This window comes from Georgenia sp. TF02-10 (assembly GCF_022759505.1).
Lineage (GTDB): Bacteria > Actinomycetota > Actinomycetes > Actinomycetales > Actinomycetaceae > TF02-10.
Window position 1 is genome coordinate 2,466,707 of record NZ_CP094289.1, and the last position, 21,085, is coordinate 2,487,791.

A 21,085-nucleotide genomic window follows, 5' to 3' on the forward strand; every position below is an offset into this window, starting at 1 on the left:
CGAGGACATCCTCGACCGCAAACGGAACGCCCGACGCCTCACAGGCGGCCTGGGTCCACGCCTTCACATCGAAGTCAGGCGGAAGCCAACGTCCAGTTCCCGGGTCGCTGTCGGTCGTCGCAGCGCCGTCAGGCATCGTCGGCCCCCAGCTCATCGATGTACCGGGTCTGCTCGGCCCGCCGTGACGCCGCCTCCTGCCGTACGAACACGAGGAAGTCCTCGGTCCGTTCCCGCACAGGTTGATCAGCGGCCTCGGGCTCCGTCCAGTCCTCGGCTTCGCCGCCTGGCCACGGAGTGATGCGGGTGGGCCGATCGCGGTCGAGCCTCGTGCCGGAGATAGTCACCCAGTCGCGCAGGCGTTCCCGCGCGATGGCGAAGTCGTGGTGCCAGGCGAGCGCCTGGTTGCCCTTGGCTTGCGGGTCGAAGCAGAACAGCCAGTGCTGGCGGAGCGCGGAGAGTTCCCAGAGCAGCTCGGGGTGGCGGTGCCACATGGGCGGGATGATCTGCGCGGGCAGGCCGTACTCATGCCGGAGCCAGTCGACCCACGCGTTGAGCTCGAGCAGCTCATGCTCGAGGTCTTCGGGGGGCAGGGTTCGCCAGTTGATCGGCCGAGGCACCTCGCCGAGAACGTCGTTGATGTGCTGGGCGTACTGCTGCTCGACGATCCGGCGCACCTCGTCGCCGGCGTCGTCTGGAAGCGGAGCCTCCGGGTCAGTCACGTCGGGCATGTCAATCCTTCACGTCCACAGAGCGGAAACGAAGGGTGCCGCCGGCGGGTGGCTGCGGGGCCGCCGGCGGCACCCGGCTCATCGGGCCACCGCTGCGCGATCGGCCTGGACAGTGCCGCTGGTGGCGGTCGTCTCGGGCTGGAGGGCCTGCTCGCGCTGTGCGAGCGCGACAGCAGCCGGGTCTCGTTCCCCGGCCGCCCGCTCCGGCGCCTCGCGGTCCGCCCCGGCGCGCTCCTGGCGGGAACGGTCGACGGTGTAGGTGGTGCGGTTGTTGTCGTGGCCGATGCGGGACGCGATGAACTGCTCGCGCTGCTCGCCCTGGTACTCGTGGACGTTGCTGCGGCCCTCGGCGATGAAGTTGTCACCCTTCTGGAACTTCTCGTGCGCGCGTTCGGCGGCCCGGTCGAACATGACGAGGTTGGTGAACTCGCTCTCCAGCTGCGTGAACGAGCCGTCCTCGTTGCGCTGGAACTGCTCGATGCCGACGCGAGCGTAGAACCGGTGCCCGCCGTTGCTGGTCTCGGTCAGCTGCGGGTCGGTGGCGATGAACCCCGACAGGGCCTCGCGGGTGGGAATGGCCATGAACCCTCCTTCAGGGTCTAGATCGGTTCGCCCGCTCACTGGTCTACCTTCCTTGTGTCGGTGCCCTTCGATGGGGTGCTGATGCACCCGAGGTGCCACCGGGCCATCGCCCTGCTCGCTTGACGCGGTCGATGTCCAGCATGAGATCTGCGAGGTCTGGTGGTGACCCGGGACGTGCGGACCGTCGACAGGGCTGAGCGCCTCCGAGCGCCGATCAGTGAGCGAACCGGCAGCAACGTCTCGGCACCAGCACACGAGGGTGCCTCCCCACTGGAGCTAGCAGCGAGGAGGCTGACGTGAAGTCTGCCAGCAACACCCTGCCCGAGATACCCCCCAACGACGTCACCGCCGGGATCGACTGGGCCCGTGATGACCACGCGGTGTGCATCGTCGACGCCCGCGGCCGGGAGGTCGCCCGCGCGCTCGTGGAGCACACCGCGGCCGGCCTGCGCGACCTGATCACCTTCCTGCGCCGGCACGGCGCCGGGGAGGTCGCGATCGAACGGCCCGACGGCCCGGTCATCGACACCCTCCTCGGCGCCGAGCTGACCGTGGTGGTCATCAGCCCCAACCAGGTCAAGAACCTGCGCGGGCGCTACGGCTCGGCGGGCAACAAGGACGACCGGTTCGACGCGTTCGTGCTGGCCGACACCCTGCGCACCGACCGGGCCCGGCTGCGCCGCCTCGAGCCCGACACCGCCGAGACCGTGGCGCTGCGCCGGGCCTGCCGGGCCCGCAAGGACCTCGTCACCCACCGGGTCGCCCTGGGCAACCAGCTGCGCGCCCACCTGCGCAACGTCTTCCCCGGCGCGGTCGGCCTGTTCGCCGACATCGACTCCGGCATCAGCCTGGCCTTCCTGACCCGCTTCACCACCCAGGACCAGGCCGACTGGCTCACCCCCAAGCGGCTGGGCGAGTGGCTGGCCAGGACCGGCTACCCCGGGCGCACCAGCCCCGAGGTCCTGCACACCCGCCTCAGGGCCGCCCCGCGCGGCGTGACCGGCCCTGACGCGGACACCCAGGCCAACATCACCAAGGCCCTGGTCGCGGTCCTGGCCACCTTGGTCGAGCAGATCAAGACCCTCACCGCCCAGATCGGCCGCCAGCTCCAGGACCACGCCGACCAGCACATCTTCACCAGCCTGCCCCGGTCCGGCACCGTGCGAGCCGCCCGCCTGCTCGCCGAGATCGGTGACTGCCGGGCCAAGTTCCCCACCCCGGACTCCCTGGCCTGCCTCGCCGGCGTGGCGCCCTCCACCCGGCAGTCCGGCAAGCTCCGCGCCGTCGGCTTCCGCTGGGCCTGCGACAAGCAGCTCCGCGACGCCGTCACCGACTTCGCCGGCGACTCCCGGCACGCCAACCCCTGGGCCGCCGACCTCTACGACCGGGCCATAGCCCGCGGGCACGACCACCCCCACGCCGTCCGGGTCCTCGCCCGCGCCTGGCTCTACGTCATCTGGCACTGCTGGCAGGACCACACCGCCTACGACCAAGCCCGCCACCACGCCCTCCAACGCGTCCTCGCCGAGGCCGGCAACCCCCCGCACCGGCAGGCGGCTTGACACAGGGCTTCTCATGCGGGGTCACAGGTCAGGTACGGCCCGCGACCTGCAGGTCACGGGCCCGGTCGCAGGAGGCGTTCGACGTGGGCGCGGTCCTCGCGCAGCTGGGTGGCGTCGGCGCGCTTCGGCCAGGGACGCAGGGTGGTGATGATCGGGCGGGCGGTGCGCAGCATGACGACGCCGGTGCCGAACGGCAGAGTGCGCAGCACGTCGGGTGGGAGGATCGGGACCCGCCGCACGGAGCGTTGGGTGGAGTGGGAGCCGTAGGCGTCGGTGGTGACGCTGTCGGTGGTCTCGTCGCGGTCGCCGATGAGCGTGGACAGGTCCTGCAGGTCGCGGCTGTTGGATGCGCCGCCGAGGATGACTTTCACGATGGAGGCGTCCCAGATCGCGTTGGCGTTGTTCTCGCCCCACTTCTCCCGCGCCTGAGCGAGCGATTGGAGCACGGGCAAGGTGGTGATGCCGGTGCCGCCGCCTTCGGCCATCAGCGTGGGAAGCGACGGCAACGGCGAGAGGTTCCCGATCTCGTCCAAGGCGAGCAGCAGCGGCGGGTCCATCCGCGCGCCGGGTGAGCGTGCCGCGATCTTCCGCGCTGCCTCGACGAGGTCTTCGATGAACGCCGCCACGAGCGCAGCCGACGCCCCGGCTCCCGCACCCGTGGCGAGCAGGTACAGCGTGCCGCCGTCGCGTAGGAACGACTCCGGGTCGAACTCCTCACCGACCGCTGGGGACACGGCGTCGAGTACGCGCGGGTCCGCGAGCGCGGCCAGGGCGAGGGACACGCCTTGCCAGATCGAGTCGCGGGTGCGGGGGTCGGCTTGCACCATCGCGTCGAGGGAGTCGGCCCACCCGTCGGCCGCACCGGGATGGGTGGACAGGATGCGGACGGCATCACCGGCGAGGGTCGGGTTCAGCGCCCACTGGTAGAGGGTTCTCGCGTCGCGGCCGTCGAGCGCGGCGGCGTGGAGCAGCGCCTGGATGGCGGAGGTGGTCTTGCCTTCCCAGAACCCGGCTTCCTGCACCCCACCGAACCCCGTGGCCGTCGCGAGCCCCTTGGCGCGGATCATCGCCGTGAGCGGGTCCTGGCAGCCACGCACCGGCGACCATCGCATCCCGGCGGACAGGCCGGGAGCGAGCTGCTGCGGGTCGAAAACCGCGACAGGCCCCTTGCGTTCGCGGGCGCGGAGGGTGGCGGTGAGGTTGTCGGGGCGGGTGGAAGTGGTGATCACCGCGCCGGGCGCGTCGAGCACGCTGTTGATGACGACGTGCAGGCCCTTGCCGGAGCGGGGCGGTCCGATCAGGAGGATGCTGTCCTCGACGGTCGCCCACACCTGACCGCCCTTGCTCGTCCCGAGCAGGTAGCCGACATCGCCCGGCTCGGGCTTGCCGGTCAGGGACGGGCGGAGCGTGCCGGCCCGCTTGACGAGCGCCTTCGGGGACGCGACGCGGGCGACCTCGGCGCCGCTGGCGGTGCCGGCAAGGTGGTGCGGGTTCGTCGCGGCGCGTGCTCGGCTGATCGCCCGCCACACGAACACCCCCGCGGCCGCGAGGATCCCCAGCAGCAGGACCACGACCGCCCAGTAAGCGAACGGGTTCAACCCCGCAGTTCCCAAGGCGGTGCCGGGGTCGGCGGGCCTCGCGAGCACGCCGAGACCGTCGGTGATTCCGGCGGTGGGTTGCGGATGGCCGGTGAGGAACGCGGCGATACTGCCGGCCAGACCGAGCACGCCGCCGAAGGCGACGACGGCGACCAGGCCGCCGAGTGCGATGTTCAAGAAGGCGTCGTTCGCGGGCCTGGGGTGAGCGGAGGGCATGGGCGGGTCCTTCCTGAACTCGCCGCGTGTCGGCGAGGTCAGGAGGCAGGTGCGGAGTTCAGTCGATGCGGCGCACCATGGTGGTCCCGGAAATCCGGCCCAGCAGGATCAGCTCCCCGGTCGCGGTCGCGTGTTCGGCACGGTCCAGCAACGCCCGGGCAGTGCCGTTGCCTGCGGCGGAGGTATGGCGCAGCACGAGCGCGATCGCCACGTCCTCACCGGGCACGAACCCGTCCGCGGTGAACTCCACCAGCTCCGGCCGCGGCCGCTCCGGAGACTCGTCGAGCGGTGCCGCGCCGTCGGGTTCGGGGGTCAGGATGTCGGCGTAGACGCTGCCGTCGAGCTCGCGGACCTCGACCCGAGTCGGGCTGGCAAACCGGGCAATGAGCTCGGCGATCGCCGGCCCGAGCTCGGCGCGGCGGGTCGGCGTCGCGGGCAGCCGTTTGCCGTTCACGGTGAGCACGACGTGCTCCGCTGAGACGACCTCGGCGATGATCTGCGGCAGCACCGGCGGCACCGACCCGGGCGACTCGACCCGTCGCCCGCGGCCGATCACAGAGACTCTCCCGCGCCGTCACCGCGGGCTCGCCCGGCGGTGGGATCGAGCATCCGAGACCGAGTATCGAAGGCCTGCAACTCAGCAGGATGCAACTGATGTTGCACGACGTACGAGGATTCTTTGATCCGCCAGAGCCCTTGTCCGGTGCCCAGGGCGGGCAGCAGCTTCCGCTCCGTGCCGGTCAGCCCGAGCGCCTGCGCGGTGGCGCCAAGCTGGTCGGATTCTTGCCGGTAGATGATCCTGGTCTCCGCGTTCGCGAGCAGCGACGACGCCAGCGCGCGCATCGCCGACCCCTGATCTCCCACGTTCTCGAGGTCGCTGAGCTTGTGGAAGATGAGCAGGTTCGCCAGCCCGTAATGTCTCGCGAGGCGCCAGTGGGCGTCCATGCGACGCAACAATGACGGGTGCGACATCAGCCGCCACGCCTCGTCGTACACGACCCACCGCTGTCCACCGTTCGGGTCCAGCAGTGCAGACTCCATCCACGCCGACGAGCACGTCATCAGCACCGAGATCAGAGTGCTGTTCTCCACGACGCGGGACAGGTCCAGGGAGAGCATCGGCAGCGACGGGTCGAACCGAACCGTAGATGGACCGTCGAACAAGCCCTGCAGGTCCCCAGCGACCAGGCGCCGCAGCGCGTGCCCGACCAGTCGCCCGTCCTCGGCCAGCCTCCCGTCGGTGTCCTCGGCGCGGTCGGGGGCGAGGATACGGTCGACCACCATCGGCAGGATCGGCACCGAGCTCTGCGAGACCGTGGCACGCAAGGCGACGTCGATCGCGGTGTGCTCCAACGGCGTCAACGACCGCTCCAGCACGGTCTCCGCGAGCGCGCCGATCAGATCCCGCCGGCGGGCGGCGACGGTGGTGGCCCACTCGTCGTCGGCGACCCCGGCCGGGCGGTAGCCCTCATCGAGCGGGTTCAGGCGGGCACCCAGCCCGTGGCCGAGGATGATCGCCTTCCCACCGACGGCCTGCGCGACCGGGGTGTGCTCGCCCTTCGGGTCACCGGGCACGTACACGCGGCGACCGAAGGCGATCGACCGGGTGTAGAGCGACTTCGCCAGGCTGGACTTGCCGCTGCCGACGATCCCGGCCAGCACCAGGTTGGGGGCGGTGATGATGCCCCGCTGGTAGAGCACCCACGGGTCGTAGACGAACGATCCGGAGCTGTAGAGGTCCTGGCCGACGAACACCCCGTTCGAGCCGAGCCCGCCCTCGGCGAGGAACGGGTACGCGCCCTGCAACGCCGCGGACGTGTCCTGGTGTGCCGGGACCCGGAACCGTCTCGGGGAGCGCAGCGCCGCCGGCCCCGGCTCACCGCCACGCGGCAGGTATGTGGTCGCGCGGGCCTCGGCCCGTTCCGCCTCGTATCGCGCCTTGGCTTCGGCGCGTGTCGTGGCCTGGTCCTGCGCGAGGACCTGACGTGCGGCGCGCTGCCGCTGCCGCCTGGCCTTCCGGTCGCCCTTGCCGGTCTCGACCAGGACGGTCGAGTACAGCTTCCTGCGTGTGTCGTCCGCGCCCATCGCGCACCCCGTTCCCTTCGCCTGTGATTTCCGGTGGTCAGGTGCGGGTCACAGGCCGCGGCCCAGCGGCAGAGCTGCGGCGACGAACGCCTGCGCCTGCTGCCCGACCAGCAGGCGGGTCTCGCAGGAGGCCTGGATTGCGGCCTGCTCGATCGCGGCGACCGCGGCGTCGAGCTCGTCGATGCTCGAGGCGGAGATGGCGATCAGCCCGGTGTAGCGCAGCACGCCGTGCCCGGCGGTGAGGTCCGCCTCCTGCTGGAGCACGTCGGCGTACTCGGCGGACTGGGAGGCGTCCTCGATCTGCCCGATCCGCTGCCGCTGACTCTGGTCGCTGATGTACTCGGTCTTTTTCTTGCGGATGTCGCGGGCGGCCTGGTCGGAGCGCACCGGGTCGTACAGCAGTGTCACGGCCCGGCGGATGCCGCTGGAGAGCAGGATCGGGGCGAGGAACCCCGGGTAGACCTGGGAGCGGGGCCACTGCGACACCCACAGAACCGCGTGGTGGGCGGAGTCGGACCGGAGCCGGCTCCAGGTCTCCTCGACCGCGACGGGGCCCGCGGTGGCGAGGTCGCGGCCGATGTCACCGGCCCGGTCGAGGGTGGCGGCGATCTGCGGGTCGTAGGCGGTGCGGAGCATCACCGCGAGATCCCCAGGGGTGTACCAGTCGGAGGGCTTCAGGTCCGCGGCGCGCAGTGCGGTGGTGAGGGTGTGCATCTCCTGCCGCAGCACTTCGGCGGCACCCTTGATCCCGCCTCCTGCGGAGCGGATCTGCCGGGAGGCGGCGCGCATGTCCAATGCGAGGGACAGGGTGGTGATGTGGCGTTCCCCGGCGGGCCCGGCGCGTTCGATGAGTTCGGCGTAGGTCTTCGCGACCCACGACCCGTCGTCGTGGCCGTGCTCGGTCCACCACTGCGACAGGCCGGAGCCGGAATCCGGGACGGTGCGCTCGAGGACCTGCACGCGGGCGATGCGCCCGGAGCGGCACACGGTGGACAGCACCCGGCCCCAGCCGTGCACGCGACGCTCCTGCTCACCGGGGTCCATCAGCACGAACGCGGAGTGGGTCACCTCCAGGATCGCGGTCAGGGTCTGCGCGTGCGGGTCGTGCACCATCACCGCCCCGGACTCGGGATCCTCGTACTGGCGCAGCGCGGCCGCGTCGCCGGGCAGGGCGAGGGTGCCTGCGGGGCGGAGCTTGACGATCCGGCGCCGGTACACGGTCTGGCGGGCGGCCTTGCGCCAGACCCAGTGCCCGGTGATCGGCACCCACTCGATGAGCTTGCGCCCGCCGACTCCGACGACCGCGAGCGCCGCCAGGGTCAGCCACACCGGGGCGGTGTAGAGCGCTGCGGGACCGCCGGAATACAGCGCGGCGATGAAGATGACCGCGCCGGTGGCGAGGGCGATCACCTGCGGCAGCGACAGGCCCAGGATGATGCCGCGGGTGGTGAGCCGGGAGAACTTCACCGGGCTCAGCTCGTAGTCGGTGGTGGCCATGACGCTCCTTCGGACGACGCATACGGGGTGGTCGTCTGCCAGGTACGCGCCGGGCACCGCCCGGACGCGCGGAAGCGGCGACGCTCCGTGGCTGGGTCAGGTCGCTACAGCTGACCCAGCCGGGTGCGCCGCCGCTTCCGGGGCGGGGCGAGTTCACCTCCTCTCGACGTGTGTGGTGGGTCGGTTACCGCTTGCCCGGATCCGTCGGGGGCGGCGCCGCTGGTGGTGGTGAGGTGCGTGGCTCCGCCGGGGCCTGCGGCGGCGGTGCCGACGTGGTCGGCTGGGAGGGGGAACTCGGCTGGGACCGTCGCTGCGCGGGCGGCTGGGACGCGGCGTTCGCCGGAGGCTGCCCGCCCTGCTCGCTGCTCGCCGGAGGCGTGGCCGGCTGGGCAGGGGCCCCGCTCTGCGATGGTGCGGGGCGCGGGGTGTCCGGACGCTGCTGCTGGGCACCGGCGGGAGGCGGGCTCTGGCCCTCCTGCGCCGCGGAGGCGTGTCCTTCGGCGCTGCGACCGATCGCACCGCCGAGCTTAGGCCCGGCTTCCGCCGCGCCCTTGGCGATCTTCGCGCCGGCCACCGCGGCGATCCCGATCGGCCCGGCCGCGGCGCCCGCGCCGGCACCCGCTGCGGCACCGCCACCGCTGGCAGCTGCACCACCGCCCGCGGCCGCACCACCGCCCCCGGCTGCACCGGCACTGCCTCCACCCGCTGCACCGCCGGCACCCGCACCAGCCCCCGCGCCCTGCCCGGCGGGGGCCGCCTGGCCGGCTCCGGGCGGTGGCGGCGGTCCGCCAGGCCCGCCACTGCCCCCTGCGCCGCCGGGTCCGTCGTCGCCGGCGCCGTCGAGGACCTGCTTGGGGGCGGGTCCGTCGGGCTTGCCAGACATCGGCAGCGGCCGGTTCATCGACTGCTTCGCCTCTTGTTCGGCGGACATCACGTGGTACATGTCGAAGCCGACGAACGAGATGAACTTGTACACCATGTACGGGGCGAATGCGGCGACGAACATGAGCACGATCCCCGCGACCGGGTCGGCGATCGAGGCGAGGTCGAAGTCGATCGGCGCGTTGGTCTGGTTGATCGCGACGAGGAACACCACGGCGATGACCAGCTTGGAGAAGATCAGCGCGAGCACGAAGCTTGCCCACTTCCCGAACCACCCCCGGGTGGCATCCCAGGACCCGCCTGACAGGGCGATTGGGGCGAGCACGACACCGACGAGGATGAGCGCTTTGCGGATCAGCAGGCTGAACCACACGATTGCCGCGGCGGTGAGCGCGAGGAACGACAGGAAGATCGTGATGATCGCCCCGGCCCCGGGGGCGGTCAGGTTGATCGCGGTGAGCCCGGCGACGAGGAGCCCGATCTTCGCGCCCATCTCCTCCAAGGTCGTGCCGGTGGCCTGGATGACCCCGATGGTGAGCTGATCGACGACTTCCAGCAGCGTGGTGGTGAGAGTGAGCACCAGGAACGAGCCGAGCACGCTGCGTGCGAGCCCGAGGGCGGTGCGGGACAACGCGGACGGGTCGCGGCGGATGAGGCCGGTGATCAGCTGCAGGCAGAAGAAGATCAGCATGATGAAGATCGCGATCCCGAACATCACGTTGTAGACGGTGATGTAGCCGGGTGCGGTCAGGTCGACCAGGGTGGTGGTGTCGAACAGCCACCACACGCCCTGGAACATCCAGGACGCGGCCTGCCCGACGGCCTGGGCGAGCCAGTCGAACGGGGCGCTGATCAGCGTCGCGGCGGTCTCGCCGGCGACGTCGCAGACGTGGCTGATGATGGGGACGTCACAGATCCCGTCCATACCGTTCCCCTCCTCTCATGAGTCGAAAGGGGGCGGGTCAGGAGACGGTCTGGCCGACGTTCCAGAAGAAGTTGATCAGCGTGACAGCAGCGCCGGTGATGATCGCGGCGCCGCAGGAGATCAGCACGCCGAGCTTCCCGCGGGAGGCGAGGTGCGGGTTGGAGCTGTTGGCGCCGAAGCCCCAGACGACGGCCGAGATGATCAGGGCGAGCACGGACAGGATGAGTCCGACGGTCATCACGGCGCCGACGATGGTGCGGAGAGCTGCGATGCCCGGAAGGCCGGAATCGTTGGGGTTGATGTCGATCTGCGCCGGCAGCACGGTCGCCGTCTGGGCGAGGGCGTCGAGGATGAGGGTCATGTGGGGCTCCTTCACGAATGTGTGAGCCCTGCCCGGTGCGGGGCTCATCGAGACAGGTGCGGACCCCGCGTTCCGGTTACAGACCCAGCCGCCGGGCGGCGGGCGAGGTGCGCGAGACGCCTGCCCGCAGGCCGCTCGCGCCGGCAGGGTCTGGGTCGAGCTCTGCGGCGCGTGCGGCGAGCTGTTCGGTGAGCCGGGTCGCCCTGTGTGAGGCGTGCACGGCATCACGGGCCAGTGCCCGTGCCGTCGGTTCGCCGCCGCCCCGGAGCACGGCTCGTTCGTCGGCGAGGTCGCGTTCGTTCTCGTCGTGGAAGGTGCTGATGACCGCACGCAGCTCGGTGATGGAGAGGACTTCGCTGAACGGTTCGACCTCCACCCAGTTCTGCTGACGGGTCGACCAGACCTCCATCACCCAGGTGTACCCGTCGATGGAGCCCATGAAGTTCGCGTCGTCCCAGAACGTCAGCCGTTGCCGTTCGGGGTACTCGAGCACGTTGCCGTAGTCGTTGTTCACGTAGGAGCGCCAGTGCGCGTGCGGGTAGCCGGCGGTGATGCGTTCGGCCAGCTCTTCGGCCAACGGGTAGGTGGTCAGCGGGAGGGGTTCGCCGATGTTCTCCTCGTCGATGAACGTCGCAGCGATCCCGATCATCTCCTCCGGCGTGGCCGCGGACCCGGCGCCGCCCGGGACGGGCCGGTAGGTCTCATCCCGTCCGTCCCACTCCTCGACGCCCCACACGTAGCCGGCCTCACCCGCCGCTGTGGTGATGCGCAGCAAGATCCGCTCGGGGAACACGATCGCCGCGCTAGGTGACCAGTCCGGGTCGGCGTGGTAGATCCACGCCCCGCCGGGACGGTGCTCCTCCTCGAGGATCTGGAGGAGCTGATGACTGGTGGGCTGGGGCTCCATATCGGCCATGGTGTCCTCAGAGGGTGGTGCCCACGCGCAGCAGGAAGTTCAGCCACGCCACTCCGGCACCGGCGAGCGCGGCCGCGCCGATGGAGACGAACACTCCGACCCGGCCGCGCGTGGCGGAGGTGGCGTTGCCGGTGGAGGACGACACGGCCCACACGATGGCGCAGATGATCAGCATCAGCACCGCGACGATGAGGGTGATCGTCAGCAGGGCGCCGACGATGCCGATCAGGGTCGAGCGGCCGCCGACGGCGTCGAAGTCCGGGTACACATCCACAGCGGTTCCTCTCCGTCACAGCACGCTGGTCACCGCACAGGTGCGCACCCGGCCCCGGTGGTGCGGTCCTAGAAGGCGCAGCCGGGGCCGCCGCTTGTCGGGGTGTCGAGCCCTTCGACACCGTGGTCGGCCAGCCATGGGATCGCATCGACCGGGGAGGCGCCGGCGCCGCCGGGGTGCAGCTGGAAATGCAGGTGCGGGCCGGTGGACCGGCCGGAGGAGCCGACGTCGCCGATGTGCTGCCCGGCGATGACCCGGTCGCCGGCTTGGACGTGGATGCCGTGCGCCCACATGTGGATGTAGACGGTCGCGATGCGTTCACCGTCGATGGTGTGCTCGATGGTGATCTGCCCGGACGTGCCGCCGACCATCCCGGCGTAGGTGACGACCCCGTCGGCGAGGGCGAAGATCGGGGTGCCGTCCGCGGCGGCCCAGTCGGTGCCGGCGTGGAAGCTCCGCTCGCCGGTGAACGGGTCGCTGCGCCACCCGAAGTCCGAGGTGTGCGTGTAGGTGCCGTTGGGCAGCGGGAACACCAGCGCCGTGGTCTCCGGGATGTCCGCGTCGCCGGGAACCCCCGACCCGCCGCCGCTGCTCCCGCCGGTCGTGAGGGCTTGCAGGATCGTCCGGGCGGTGGGCTCATAGTTGCGGTAGCGGTCCGGGTAGGCCGAGACCTCCACGGCCTGGGCGGCCTCGCCCTTGTCCATCTGCGGCCACCCGGGGATATCCAGCAGCCCCCGCGGCGACGGATAGTTCGGGCCATCCGGTCCGCCGTAGAACGCGCGCGCCTGGTAGCCGGTGTCCATCAGCTCGGCGACCGTGCCCCACCCGGATGCGGGGCGCATCTGGAACAGCCCGAGCGAGTCATGGTCTGACCCGTTGCCGTCATTGGGGTACTCGCCCGACTCGGGGTACGCGCCGGTGTTGGCGAGCTGCCGCAGCGTGGACTCGGTGAGGGCGGCCATCAGCGCGATGAGGATCCCGTCGCGTCCGACCCCGGGCGTGCGGGCGCCGGTCTCGATGATCGTGGCCGCGTGGGTGAGCTGCTGACGGTTCAGGGTGAACGTCGCCCCGTCCGCGGTGGAGACCTCCAGCTCGTCGGGGACGGGTCCGAGCACGACGCCGCTGGCGATGCACATCGCCTGGTTCGTCACCGCCGGGTTGACCAGCACCCCGACCCCGACCAGGGCCAGCATCGGTGCCAGCATCACCCACGCCACGAGGGCGACCAGGGCCTTCTTCATCACGCCGCCCCCTGCTTCAGCGCAGCGGGTTGTCCAGCTGCGACAGGCGCAGCAGGACGCACCGGTCGGTGGCCGGCGGGCAGGACAGGAACATCGTGAACGCCACCGGATGCTCCGAGGTGACCTGCTCGTCGAACCAGACGCCGCTGCGGTGCCGGGTGCCCTCGACCGTGTAGGCGACCAGGCCGTCGGCGAGCTGTCCGTCGGCGGCGGCGATGGCTTCGTACCACTGGTCGGGGACGTAGAGCCGGTCGATGTCGATCCACTGCGCCGTGCGGTACTCCTGCAGGTCCCGCCACGTCGCATCCGGCGGCAGGTAGCGGGACAGGTCGCTGATCAGTCCCGGCGTCTCCGCGCCGGACGGGTCCGCAGCCTCCAGCAGCACCGCCCGGTGATCGTCGGGCGTGAGGGTGGTGAACGTGTCCCACACGAACAGCGCCTCCGTCACGGCCTCGGCGAACCGTTCCGGGCTCCTCGTCTCCGGCAGCGCCTCCAGCTCTATCGGTCCAGGGGTCGGAGACGTCGGCGCGATGGTGCCTGGCGTCGACGATCCCGTGGGGTCGGCCGGTCCCGGGCGCGGGCTGGGCGGGCCTGCGACCAGGCCGTAGATCCCGACGCCGGTCAGTACGGCGAGGATGATGCCGGCGGCGGCGAGGGAGATGATCAGCCGAAGCCGGCGGGTGCGGGCGGGGTCGGTCATGACGGGGTGCCTCCTGTCCGAGTCGTCTGGCACCTCACAGGTGCGCACCCGCGCAGGTCACTCCAACCGGCGCCCCATGTCCTCACGCGCCTGCTCGGTTGCCGGGGCGTCCGCGTCGAGGGCGGCGGAACGCTCCTGAAGGGCCTGATCGAGCGGGCTGGGCTCGGGGTGCCAGGCGATCCGACCGTTCTCGCTCTGCGCGGTCATGACGAGCTGGACGACCTGGTCCAGCGACGCGGCGGCGATCGTCAGCCAGCCCGAAGCCTTGGCCGCCTGATCCTGGCCCGCGGCTCGGTCTCCATCATCGGTCGCCGCGAACGGGCTGTGCCGTTCGTGCCAGTCCGCCAGCTGCCGAAGGGACTGCTGCACGCTCGTGAGCGCGGAGTGCATCGAGCCCAGCACCCGGTAGGTGTCGTCCGGCACAGGGATGCGCCGGGTGGCGTAGGCCAGCCCGCGAGCGGCCTCACCGAGCTCGTCGGCGTCCTTTGCTGGGTCCTCAAACGTCGGCATCGGCTGTCTCCTCCCGCGCCGTGCGCGCTGCGTCCAGGAATGTCGCCGCCGCCGTGATGTAGGTGTCGACGAGGTCCCATTGGTCCGGTTCGGCATGGCGGCCGAAGTCGGTCGGGTCGAACCTGTCCCACCAGCCGTGCTCACGGCGCAGCAGATCGACGAGCTTTCGGATCTGGTGCTTCTCCCGCAGCAGCGGGTCGGCATCCTTCCACCCCACCCGCTCCACGCCAGCGGCGCTCTCGCGCAACTGGGTGAGGCGGGCCAGAGCCAGCCCGGACTCTTTGGCGACCTCGGCAGGTCGCTCCAGCTTCTCCAGGGTCTGCAGCTCCTGCCGCGCCGACGTACGCACCGTCTCGGGTGCGTCGGGGTCGTCAGTGGCACGGCGGATGCCGGCGAGGTTCTGCGCGGTCTTGACGGCGAGGTAGCGGCCGTTGACCTTCCCGTCGGTGTTCAGCTCGATCAGCGCTTCGGCCGCTTCCTGCCGCACGTACGGGTCCTCGGTGTCGTCGGCGGCGATGCGGCGCAGTTCGTTGATCTGCTCGAGCATGGTCCGCGAGTCCCGACCGGTGACCGCGCGGGCCGCTTGCGTTCGGGCTTTGCCGCCGCCGGACGGGGGTGCCGATTCGGCACCCCCGTCCCGTGCTTCGGCGACGCGGGCGTCACGGTCCGGGGACCCGAACCGGGTGGCGGCGTCGCGGCGCTGCGCGTCCTCCGCGTAGAGGGCCTTCAGCTCCTCGTACAGCTCTGCCTGCTCCAGCGGTTTCAGGGCCTTCTGCAGGGTCTGCTCGTCGCGGATCGCGAGGACGTAGGAGAGCTTGTCGGACACGTCCGGGACCACCCACACCGGGGTGACCCGCCACCCCAGGCGTTCCATCGCCGCCAGGCGCCGGTTCCCGGTGATCAGGACCGCGTCCTCGGTGATCGCCGGCGGGTTGAGGATCCCCACCCGCTCCAGCGACCCGCACAGCTCGTCGAGGTCCTCGTCCGGGTCGCGCCGGTACTGCGAGCCGCGACGGATCTGATCGATCGCCTGCTCCAGCACCAGGTGTCCCCGCGCCATTCCCGCTCACCGTCCTTCCCGCACGTCAGGTACGGGAGCCATCCGACGCACCACGTCGACCAGCGCCGTATCGGAGAGCAGGTCCGCGACGTCGTCTCCGAGCAGCACGCGCGCCAGCAACCCGTACCGCCCGGCCCGGCGGCGCCCGGCAGGGAGCCCCACGAGGAGGCGCACGAGCTCTGCCCACTCCTCCCGCCGGTACCCGAAGCGCACCGCGATGCTGAGGTCCTTCGAGACGATCTCCACCGCGGAACCGCCCGAGGACAGGGACGCGACGCGGTGGGCGATGTAGTCCACCGCTTGCTCGACCTGCCGGGCGGGCCACCCGGCGACGACGAGGAACACGCACACGGTGCGGATCACCGGGTCCGCGGAGCCGTCATCGTCACGGCCGGCGCCGCCGACCAGCTCGGTGGCGTGCGGGTGGACGTCGTAGAAGAACTCCTCGTAGTGCCCCGCACGTACCGGCTCCTCGTTCGGGCGCTTGGAGGGGCGGCGGGCCTTGTCCTGGCTGGTCATGTCCCGGTCGGCGTGCGCCTCGGCCGCGATCCCGAGCGCGACCGCGCGCGTCACGACCGCCCACGGGTCGTCGGCCTTCACCGTGGTGGACTGCCGCATAGCGATGAACGCCTCGTAGGCGGCGTCGGCCGGGTCGCGGTGCCAGGCGCGGGCGACCGGGGTGTACTTCGCGGTGGCGTAGACCATGAGCTCAGCGGCCACCGAGCTGGTCGCCCACGCGTTGTGCGTGTTCAGGTCGATGAGGACCTGACGCAGGCCCTCCGGGGTAGTGAAGTCCGGACTCGTCTGGTCCGGGACGGATGGATCATGCATAGCGACTCCCTGGGCGGATCTGGGTGTAAGCGAGGTATGAACCCGCATCCGCGAAAGACCAGCAGCGCCTTCTCCGGAGGCGTGTGCCTCCAGGCGGGGCGCTCGTTTCAGGCGTCACTGAGCCGCGCCGCGACGCACACGGTGCTGTCGCGGTGCACGGGGCCGCCGCGAAGTCGCGGCAGCGGGTGGTCGGTCAGGTGGTGGATGCGGGGCCGGGCGTCGGGTGGCTGCCCGGGCAGGCAGAGGTCACCGGCTCACCCCCTGCCTGCCCAGCACGGGCTGTGCGGGGCTGGTCGGTACATCAGGGACCAGATCCGCCTCGCGGTGCGACAACGCACGGCGGATACGGGCGGCGCCGTCGCGAGAGGCCTGGCGGACGAGCTCATGGACGTCCTGGTTCACGTCCGCGGTCTTCTCCATCACACGCGCGCCGGCGCGGGCGGCCATGTCGGTGGGACGCACCCACTCCACATGGGTCTCCGGGTGTCCGGCCGGTGCGGGCGTGCGGCCCACGCTCGGGTCGCCGTGGCGGGCGATCACGTGCGCGCCCTCCGTATCAGGGCGCTCCGTATCGGGACGCTCGGTGTCGGCACGCTCCGCACCTGGGCGCTCCGCGTCGGGCGGGTTCCCGCTGCCTGCGGGATCAGAGGGTGTGGGGTCGGTCATGACGGGTCTCCTTCCGTGTCCTCGTCAGGTACGGCCAGCCACCGGCCGATCGTGGTCGGGTGCTTGCCCAGCTGCGCTGCGATCTGCCGTTGCGAGATCCCGTCGGCTGCGAGCCGCGCTGCCTGCTCCCGTGTCTCCCGATCGCCGCGCGCTCGCTCCCGCCCCGCGGACACTGGGCGCGTCCGTTCGGCGCGCGGCTTGGCGCGCTCATCCTCACGAGCCGGCGGTGTCGCGTCGCTGCGGGTGGGGGCGGCGTTGCGGGTGAGCTCGACGGTGAGGTGTGTCATCGCCAGCAGCACCAGCGGTGGCACCGAGGCGACCAGTGCCGCGACCACCACGGGCACACGGGCGTCGGCGGCGACGATCGCGTGGGTGATGTTCGCCGCGACGGACACGCCGGCGCCAGAGGCCAGCAGCAGCCAGGCGTAGCGGCGCGCGGCCGGTGCTTGGTTGCGCAGCGCGACCACGGAGATAGTGGCCTCCAGGATCACGCCGTCCACGATCAGCGGCCACACCCACGCCTGCCCGGCAGGGATGCCGGCCATGATCGCCAGATCCTGCAGCGTGGTGAAGGACAGCCAGAACGCGCCCAGCGCGAGCACCAGGGTGCCGGTGACGCTGCTGGCGATCACCAGGCGCGGCACCCCGCTCCCTGGCCCGGCCACGCCTGCATCCGCCGGACGGGCGGTGCGGGGCGCGGCGGGCGTGCTCATCGCCGCACGGCTCCCCGGATCGCACTGGACGATCGGCCCCCGTCATCGGCCGCGGGTGTGAGCTGGATGGTGCGCCAGGCGGATCGGATGGTCGCCTCGATCTCCCGGGCACCCAGCCCGACGGCGAGCGCGGGCCGGTCGAGTAGATCGTGGATGCCCCGCTCGTCGAAGCCCTGCTCGGCCAGGCGGCACGATGCCCAGAACAGGCTGGCGTTCCGGTTGCCGTCGTCCGCGCCGAAGAGCCAGCGGGTCAGTTCTTCGCCGCCCCGCGACGCCGTGTCGCTTCGTGGTGTGGCGACGCGGGGGCGGATGGGGGTGAGCAGCTCGCGGATCCGGTCGCCGTCGACCGGGCGCGGTTCCGCGTTGAGCGTGAGGATCGTATAGCCCGTTCGCCTGCCCTGATCGATCACCGTCGAGGGCGGGGCGAGGACGTAGCCGCCGGTGCCTCGGAAGTCGACGTGCCGCGTGCCGCGGGACCAGGTCTGTTGTGGCCGGTCGGGATCGGAGGGGAAGTACAGATGCGTGCCGCCGGACGGTGTGCGCACCGCGGCGAGCGCTCCGGGGACCATGCCCGCGCGGTGGAGGCGTTCGAGGGTGCGGTAGCCGTCGCCGCCGGCGTGCACGTCGATGTCGAGCACGTCCAGGCCGTGTCCCGTGGCGATGCCGATGTTCGCCTCGGGCTTCCATGCCCACCATCCCCGGATGCGGCGTGCGCCGGTGGTCGCGTCCCGGTAGCCGTGCGTGGTCAGCGGCTGCTTGCCGCCCGGGACGCAGGGGAAGACCTCCAGGCCTGCGGCGGCGTACATCAGGGCGGCTTCCCGCAGGGTGCCGTCGTGCGCGCGGACGGCGCTCAGGGTCTCGTGCAGCATCTCGATCAATGTTCGCCTCCTCCCGCAGCTCAGGCGACGCGCGCCGAACTGCAAGAGTCAGGTGCGCGTCATCGGCCGGTAACCCGGAGCCGCTAGCCTGGCCTCGACGCAGGTCGTTGGCTGCCTCGAGCATGCAGGTGCGGCGTCTACCGATCGGACCTCGATCGTCAAGTTCCGTCCAGCGTTTCGCCTGACGATGCGTGTTTGAGCAATGAGAACGCGCGGCCCAGGCATGTTCGCGACGACTCTGGCGATCGTCCGTGCGCCGGCCTAGAGTGATCGGCCGGGCGCGTCCGATCTGCCGGACCCGGGATGCGGAGCGTCGTCGTCCACGTTGCGTTCGCGGCGAGCCAGCAGGTCTCCCAGGCTCGCTCGGTGCTCATGCGGTGCGTGCGCTACGCCCCGGCCGTGGACGTCGAACCCGGGACGTCCGGAGGACACCACGATCTGGCTGATCGCGTCGAGTGCGCGTAGTGCGGAGGCCCCCACCTCGAGGCGGTCCAGGACGGCGGAGATCTGGTTCATCGCCATAGCGTCCCTGTCCGCGCCCGCGTGTGCGAACGCGGCCGACGCCGTCAGTGTCTTGCCGCTTGGCGCGCTCCCGACAACGACCCACAACTGCCCCTGCCCGTCGGCGCCGGTGGCGTCGTAGACGCCGGCGGGGATCCAGTTGTGCGCGTCGGAGGCGGGGCCTTCGTAGATCGGTGGTTCCTCCGGCGCGTCGGGGTCGGGGACGATCACGTCGATGTCCGCGGCGTCGAGCATCTCGGCGAGCCGGGCGCGTTCTTCGGGAGCCAGCAGCGGGGACGCCGCATCGGACCGTTCCGGGTCGACCAGGGCGCGCAGCGTCTGCAGCGCCAGCAGGTCCGTGGGCAGCCACGGCCCCGGCGCGGCCGGCTTCCATCGGCGGATGCCCGGAACGTCGTCGTCGAACGGCTCCCCAAGAAGCCAGTCGCCATCGGCAAGCAGGTCCTGGTCGGGTGCGGCGAGGTCCTCGATCAGGGTCTCTCGCATGATGTAGGCGGCCTCGTCCGCGGAGCGGGCGACCACGTCGAACTCGATCACGACGCGGTGATGCTCCAGCGGGTCCGGCGTGTAGCCCAGGGGTGGCGTGTCGCCGGTGGCGTTCATGGGTTCGTCCCTCCTGCGATGCCCGGACGCGACCCTGCAGGTCCACCGGGGCGCTGACCAGTGCGCAGGGAAGGTGCGCGGGGCGACCGGCCGAGCCCCGCACCCCAGGTGACCTGCCGCACCGCACCGCGCCCGCCCGGGGACGCGCCGGGGACGCGCCGGGGACACCGCCGTTCGAAGCCAGATAGATTATGCCGGATATTTCTGGCTGACGGGAGCGTGGCGGGCTCGTCAGCGTAGAGGGATGCCCTCCTCCACTGCGCCTTCGTCCTGGGAGGAGTACGCCAAGAACCTCGGAATCGAACTGCAGCGTCGCCGGATCGCGCTCGATATCACGCAGGAGAACCTTGCCCACCGGGCCGGTCTCACCCGCACGCACTACCAGCAGCTCGAGCGCGGGTTCTGGAAGCCGGGGTCACCGGCCAACCCCTCGCTGAAGATGCTCGTGCGCCTGGCGCAGGCACTCCAGCTCGAGGTTGCCGAACTGCTCCCGTCCGGCCGCGACGTCCAGTGGCCCGACACGTAGCCGGGTCACCGGCCGGGCAGATCCGGGCGAAGTCCGCGGCGATCTGCCTCCGGGCCACCGGTGGCCTCGTGCCCGGTGAGCCGGTGACCGCGATCGCGCAGCAGGTCTGACAGCAGCGCTCCCCGCTCGAGGCGTGAGGAGGGCGACGGGGGTGTGTCGTGGTTCCCGAGGTGGCGCCAGCCGAGTACTCCGTGCACGTCACCATCTGCGAGAACACGTTGCCGCTGCTGCACGGCCGCGGGTGTTCCTGCGGGAGCGTCGCCGGTCAGGCCGTCGTCGACCAACGTGCGCGCTTCGTCTGCGGTGTGCGCGGAGACCTCGAACTCGACCGGAACGCGATAGGTCCACAGCTCCTTCGTCTCGGGTGGCTGGGTTTGCGCGGGTGAGGCGTCTACGGCCCGTGTGGTCGATCGAGCAGACCGCGCCGTCTCGTTCATCTCTGGTTCGGCTCTCTTGGCCTGCTGAGCTGGCGCCACGCGAGGGTTGGACTGTGAGGAGGTCGCGTTCACGGTGTCGGTGGCGAGGAGGTGGCGCAGCCGCTGCTCGCGGGCCCCAGCGATCCGGTTGAAGTCTGCCTGCCACTGCGTGTGGTCCCAGGCGTAACGGGCTCCTTCGATCTCACCCTCGTAGCCGGGTGCGATCGTGACCAGGTAGTCCTGGCGGCGCGGCTCCGCCGGCAACGGCTGCTCCTCGAGCAGCGCCGCGATGCCCTCGCGTAGCCGCTGGACCTCCTCGACGCGCTCGAGGAGGTAGGTGGGACGCCGCGGGTACATGGCGATATCCAGTGCCTGCTCGGTGAACTCGTCGAACGCCGCCCCATACGCGTTCTCGTCCACCACACCGTGCTCATCACGGAACGCATCCGGGTCCGGCTCCTCGGGGAAGATCTCGGCGAGCATGTCGAACACCGGAGTCTCCGCATAGGTGTCGGCGAACGCGTGCGGTTCTCGCAGCCGCAGGTCGGCGTGGCTGTTCCCGTCGATGTGCTTCAGCCCGGCCTCGGGGAACCACCGATCCTCCAGCGGGTAGAAGACGTCGCCGAGCTCGCGCAGGGGTGCAGCGTCGGTCAACAAGCGGTCCGCTCGGGACAGCAGCGCATGCAGCACCTGTGCCGCCCGCTCCCGCGTCGTCCCGGCGACCTCGAAGACGACCGGGATGGTGAACTTCCGCTCTGCGTCGGTCATGGTGTGCTCCTCGTCCTGCCGTGGGTGC

Annotated in this window: 22 protein-coding genes; 2 read left to right on the forward strand and 20 right to left on the reverse strand. The window is 71.2% G+C overall.

Annotated elements, in window-relative coordinates:
* Positions 1-128: 128 nt before the first annotated feature.
* Positions 129-728, reverse strand: coding sequence for a hypothetical protein (locus MF406_RS11165; RefSeq protein WP_242893328.1), 600 nt, complete (start codon positions 726-728; stop codon positions 129-131).
* A gap of 78 nt (positions 729-806) precedes the next feature.
* On the reverse strand, positions 807-1,310 hold the full coding sequence (locus tag MF406_RS11170; protein ID WP_242893331.1) for a single-stranded DNA-binding protein: 504 nt from the start codon (positions 1,308-1,310) through the stop codon (positions 807-809).
* A gap of 296 nt (positions 1,311-1,606) precedes the next feature.
* Between MF406_RS11170 and MF406_RS11175 the strand changes: the two genes are divergently transcribed.
* The gene (locus tag MF406_RS11175; protein WP_242893334.1) at positions 1,607-2,872 is read left to right on the forward strand and encodes an IS110 family transposase; all 1,266 of its coding nucleotides are present in this window, start codon (positions 1,607-1,609) and stop codon (positions 2,870-2,872) included.
* 53 nt (positions 2,873-2,925) lie between these two features.
* Here MF406_RS11175 and MF406_RS11180 read toward each other — a convergent pair whose 3' ends face one another.
* From MF406_RS11180 to MF406_RS11260, 17 genes are all read right to left on the reverse strand, one after another.
* Positions 2,926-4,686 (reverse strand): type IV secretory system conjugative DNA transfer family protein, encoded by a 1,761-nt coding sequence (locus MF406_RS11180; RefSeq protein WP_242893337.1) that lies wholly within the window; start codon positions 4,684-4,686, stop codon positions 2,926-2,928.
* 58 nt (positions 4,687-4,744) lie between these two features.
* A complete protein-coding gene (locus MF406_RS11185) occupies positions 4,745-5,194 on the reverse strand; it encodes a hypothetical protein (protein ID WP_242893340.1) in 450 nt (149 codons plus the stop codon).
* A gap of 44 nt (positions 5,195-5,238) precedes the next feature.
* Positions 5,239-6,771 (reverse strand): ATP-binding protein, encoded by a 1,533-nt coding sequence (locus MF406_RS11190; RefSeq protein WP_242893343.1) that lies wholly within the window; start codon positions 6,769-6,771, stop codon positions 5,239-5,241.
* Positions 6,772-6,819: 48 nt separating this feature from the next.
* Positions 6,820-8,268, reverse strand: a complete 1,449-nt coding sequence (locus tag MF406_RS11195) for an SCO6880 family protein (protein WP_242893346.1) — start codon at positions 8,266-8,268, stop codon at positions 6,820-6,822.
* Between the two features lie 184 nt (positions 8,269-8,452).
* Positions 8,453-10,075, reverse strand: a complete 1,623-nt coding sequence (locus MF406_RS11200; RefSeq protein ID WP_242893348.1) for a conjugal transfer protein TrbL — start codon at positions 10,073-10,075, stop codon at positions 8,453-8,455.
* A gap of 37 nt (positions 10,076-10,112) precedes the next feature.
* Positions 10,113-10,436, reverse strand: a complete 324-nt coding sequence (locus MF406_RS11205; RefSeq protein WP_214390145.1) for a DUF6112 family protein — start codon at positions 10,434-10,436, stop codon at positions 10,113-10,115.
* A gap of 76 nt (positions 10,437-10,512) precedes the next feature.
* A complete protein-coding gene (locus MF406_RS11210) occupies positions 10,513-11,343 on the reverse strand; it encodes a hypothetical protein (protein ID WP_242893351.1) in 831 nt (276 codons plus the stop codon).
* 16 nt (positions 11,344-11,359) lie between these two features.
* Positions 11,360-11,626: a DUF6112 family protein gene (locus MF406_RS11215; protein ID WP_242893354.1), complete on the reverse strand. Its 267-nt coding sequence runs from the start codon at positions 11,624-11,626 to the stop codon at positions 11,360-11,362.
* A 68-nt stretch (positions 11,627-11,694) separates the two neighbouring features.
* Positions 11,695-12,867: a M23 family metallopeptidase gene (locus MF406_RS11220; protein WP_242893357.1), complete on the reverse strand. Its 1,173-nt coding sequence runs from the start codon at positions 12,865-12,867 to the stop codon at positions 11,695-11,697.
* A 16-nt stretch (positions 12,868-12,883) separates the two neighbouring features.
* A complete protein-coding gene (locus tag MF406_RS11225; RefSeq protein ID WP_242893360.1) occupies positions 12,884-13,567 on the reverse strand; it encodes a hypothetical protein in 684 nt (227 codons plus the stop codon).
* 57 nt (positions 13,568-13,624) lie between these two features.
* Positions 13,625-14,077, reverse strand: a complete 453-nt coding sequence (locus MF406_RS11230) for a hypothetical protein (RefSeq protein WP_242893373.1) — start codon at positions 14,075-14,077, stop codon at positions 13,625-13,627.
* Complete coding sequence (locus MF406_RS11235; RefSeq protein ID WP_242893376.1) at positions 14,064-15,119, reverse strand: ParB N-terminal domain-containing protein; 1,056 nt, start codon at positions 15,117-15,119, stop codon at positions 14,064-14,066. The genes MF406_RS11230 and MF406_RS11235 overlap by 14 nt, the downstream gene beginning before the upstream one ends.
* A gap of 24 nt (positions 15,120-15,143) precedes the next feature.
* Entirely contained in the window at positions 15,144-15,968 is an 825-nt protein-coding gene (locus MF406_RS11240) for a hypothetical protein (protein ID WP_242893378.1), read from the reverse strand.
* 246 nt (positions 15,969-16,214) lie between these two features.
* The gene (locus MF406_RS11245; protein ID WP_242893380.1) at positions 16,215-16,634 is read right to left on the reverse strand and encodes a hypothetical protein; all 420 of its coding nucleotides are present in this window, start codon (positions 16,632-16,634) and stop codon (positions 16,215-16,217) included.
* Positions 16,631-17,347: a DUF2637 domain-containing protein gene (locus MF406_RS11250; protein ID WP_242893382.1), complete on the reverse strand. Its 717-nt coding sequence runs from the start codon at positions 17,345-17,347 to the stop codon at positions 16,631-16,633. The genes MF406_RS11245 and MF406_RS11250 overlap by 4 nt, the downstream gene beginning before the upstream one ends.
* Positions 17,344-18,270: a bifunctional DNA primase/polymerase gene (locus tag MF406_RS11255; protein WP_242893384.1), complete on the reverse strand. Its 927-nt coding sequence runs from the start codon at positions 18,268-18,270 to the stop codon at positions 17,344-17,346. Before MF406_RS11255 ends, MF406_RS11250 begins: the two co-directional genes overlap by 4 nt.
* Before the next feature lie 216 nt (positions 18,271-18,486).
* Positions 18,487-19,347, reverse strand: coding sequence for a hypothetical protein (locus MF406_RS11260; protein WP_242893387.1), 861 nt, complete (start codon positions 19,345-19,347; stop codon positions 18,487-18,489).
* A 244-nt stretch (positions 19,348-19,591) separates the two neighbouring features.
* Between MF406_RS11260 and MF406_RS11265 the strand changes: the two genes are divergently transcribed.
* A complete protein-coding gene (locus MF406_RS11265; protein ID WP_242893389.1) occupies positions 19,592-19,873 on the forward strand; it encodes a helix-turn-helix domain-containing protein in 282 nt (93 codons plus the stop codon).
* 5 nt (positions 19,874-19,878) lie between these two features.
* Here MF406_RS11265 and MF406_RS11270 read toward each other — a convergent pair whose 3' ends face one another.
* Positions 19,879-21,057 carry a hypothetical protein gene (locus MF406_RS11270; protein WP_242893392.1) on the reverse strand — a complete coding sequence of 393 codons (1,179 nt, stop codon included), beginning with the start codon at positions 21,055-21,057 and terminating at the stop codon, positions 19,879-19,881.
* Between the last annotated feature and the right edge of the window lie 28 nt (positions 21,058-21,085).

Excerpts from the sequence above, each read along its gene's own strand:
- MF406_RS11165 (WP_242893328.1), bottom strand. The coding sequence starts at position 728 with ATGCCCGACGTGACTGACCCGGAGGCTCCGCTTCCAGACGACGCCGGC.
- MF406_RS11170 (WP_242893331.1), bottom strand. The coding sequence starts at position 1,310 with ATGGCCATTCCCACCCGCGAGGCCCTGTCGGGGTTCATCGCCACCGAC.
- MF406_RS11180 (WP_242893337.1), bottom strand. The coding sequence starts at position 4,686 with ATGCCCTCCGCTCACCCCAGGCCCGCGAACGACGCCTTCTTGAACATC.
- MF406_RS11190 (WP_242893343.1), bottom strand. The coding sequence starts at position 6,771 with ATGGGCGCGGACGACACACGCAGGAAGCTGTACTCGACCGTCCTGGTC.
- MF406_RS11195 (WP_242893346.1), bottom strand. The coding sequence starts at position 8,268 with ATGGCCACCACCGACTACGAGCTGAGCCCGGTGAAGTTCTCCCGGCTC.
- MF406_RS11200 (WP_242893348.1), bottom strand. The coding sequence starts at position 10,075 with ATGGACGGGATCTGTGACGTCCCCATCATCAGCCACGTCTGCGACGTC.
- MF406_RS11205 (WP_214390145.1), bottom strand. The coding sequence starts at position 10,436 with ATGACCCTCATCCTCGACGCCCTCGCCCAGACGGCGACCGTGCTGCCG.
- MF406_RS11210 (WP_242893351.1), bottom strand. The coding sequence starts at position 11,343 with ATGGAGCCCCAGCCCACCAGTCATCAGCTCCTCCAGATCCTCGAGGAG.
- MF406_RS11220 (WP_242893357.1), bottom strand. The coding sequence starts at position 12,867 with ATGAAGAAGGCCCTGGTCGCCCTCGTGGCGTGGGTGATGCTGGCACCG.
- MF406_RS11225 (WP_242893360.1), bottom strand. The coding sequence starts at position 13,567 with ATGACCGACCCCGCCCGCACCCGCCGGCTTCGGCTGATCATCTCCCTC.
- MF406_RS11230 (WP_242893373.1), bottom strand. The coding sequence starts at position 14,077 with ATGCCGACGTTTGAGGACCCAGCAAAGGACGCCGACGAGCTCGGTGAG.
- MF406_RS11240 (WP_242893378.1), bottom strand. The coding sequence starts at position 15,968 with ATGCATGATCCATCCGTCCCGGACCAGACGAGTCCGGACTTCACTACC.
- MF406_RS11245 (WP_242893380.1), bottom strand. The coding sequence starts at position 16,634 with ATGACCGACCCCACACCCTCTGATCCCGCAGGCAGCGGGAACCCGCCC.
- MF406_RS11250 (WP_242893382.1), bottom strand. The coding sequence starts at position 17,347 with ATGAGCACGCCCGCCGCGCCCCGCACCGCCCGTCCGGCGGATGCAGGC.
- MF406_RS11260 (WP_242893387.1), bottom strand. The coding sequence starts at position 19,347 with ATGAACGCCACCGGCGACACGCCACCCCTGGGCTACACGCCGGACCCG.
- MF406_RS11265 (WP_242893389.1), top strand. The coding sequence starts at position 19,592 with ATGCCCTCCTCCACTGCGCCTTCGTCCTGGGAGGAGTACGCCAAGAAC.
- MF406_RS11270 (WP_242893392.1), bottom strand. The coding sequence starts at position 21,057 with ATGACCGACGCAGAGCGGAAGTTCACCATCCCGGTCGTCTTCGAGGTC.